The sequence below is a fragment of the uncultured Agitococcus sp. genome, from assembly GCF_937920075.1.
In the GTDB taxonomy this organism is placed as follows: Bacteria; Pseudomonadota; Gammaproteobacteria; order Pseudomonadales; family Moraxellaceae; genus Agitococcus.
Window position 1 is genome coordinate 1 of record NZ_CALETI010000118.1, and the last position, 1,191, is coordinate 1,191.

The following is a 1,191-nucleotide window of genomic DNA, read 5'->3' on the forward strand; positions in this document are numbered from 1 at the left end:
TCGCGGCTGCTCGGTCTGTTATCCATCGACTCAAAATCTTTTTAATGCGTATATCGCGGTTTTGGTTATCTGATTGGTCGGCTAGGTTTGAAGCAACATAAATAACAGCGTAATTAGAATCTTCGGAAAGGTTTTTTGTCGGGTCAAGTACGCCGTAATAAACCCAAACCTCATTAACTCTATCCGCAACAATATCGCGTAATCTAAGACTATCAGCGAGTAAATGCTCGTTATTGTTTAATGCTGTGACTGTCTCGCTTGGTGAATTTGGGCGAATGGTTTGAAAGCGTATCTTTTCTGCTACCTCGTCCCAAAACAAAAAGAATCCTATTTGCTCGGTTAGCTCGGTTAATAACTTACTAACGCCTGTTGGTGTCGTGAGTAGCGTATTATAAAGGCGTGGCAAATATGCTGTTTGTTCGGTGTCCCAGTCTGATTTGGTGATATAAGCAGCGTCAACATTGGCAAAATTAACTAACAAGTCATAAGCGATATTTTGCGCCGTTTGTCCTGCGTACTCTTTACACAATTGCACCGTGTCTAATGCTTTGTGAGTGGTTGCGAGTGTGTTACGTTGACCTCTAACGACTGTAAAAACATCACCCGACCGCGTAAAGGTCATCACTTCGCCACCAATTCGCACAAGGCCGCTCGATGGATAATCAGCACCAACGCCGCTTGGTGTAGCAGTAAATGATGTGGCAATAGCTGTCATATCTAAGTTGAGTTTACCCACGCTAGGCTTCGGACAAACCGCCCTATCATCACTGGCCAATTTTAAAACGTCCTTGCCGACAATCTTTGTAATGCCTGTTGGGTCGATACCGTCCCACCCCTCAATAACAAACGACCTGCGCTCAAATTTAGCATAACTAAACGAACCATCATCATTAAGATAGCCGCTATAAATGCGAATAGCTCGGCCATTATAAAATGGATTCCGCGCTTTTAGTTTGCCAAAATAAGTGCCTTGATTGATGGGTATATATGTGCGGTCATTCACATAAGGGTCAATGCGGATGTCATCATGTGGAAAGTCTTGTAATCTGATTTCACAAGTCGCCCTCATACCTAGCCCTTTGCCCGCATCAATCTGAGCAGGGTTAAGTGTAATTGATTTTAAACAGGGGATAGCATCTAGGCCAACGGGTACGCGCCCACCATTTGGACTACAAAAACGATAAGTTTTGA

Annotated in this window: 1 pseudogene; it reads right to left on the minus strand. The window is 43.7% G+C overall.

From position 1 onward, the window contains the following. Positions 1–1,191, minus strand: a pseudogene (locus Q0212_RS04320) (hypothetical protein); the annotation flags it as partial.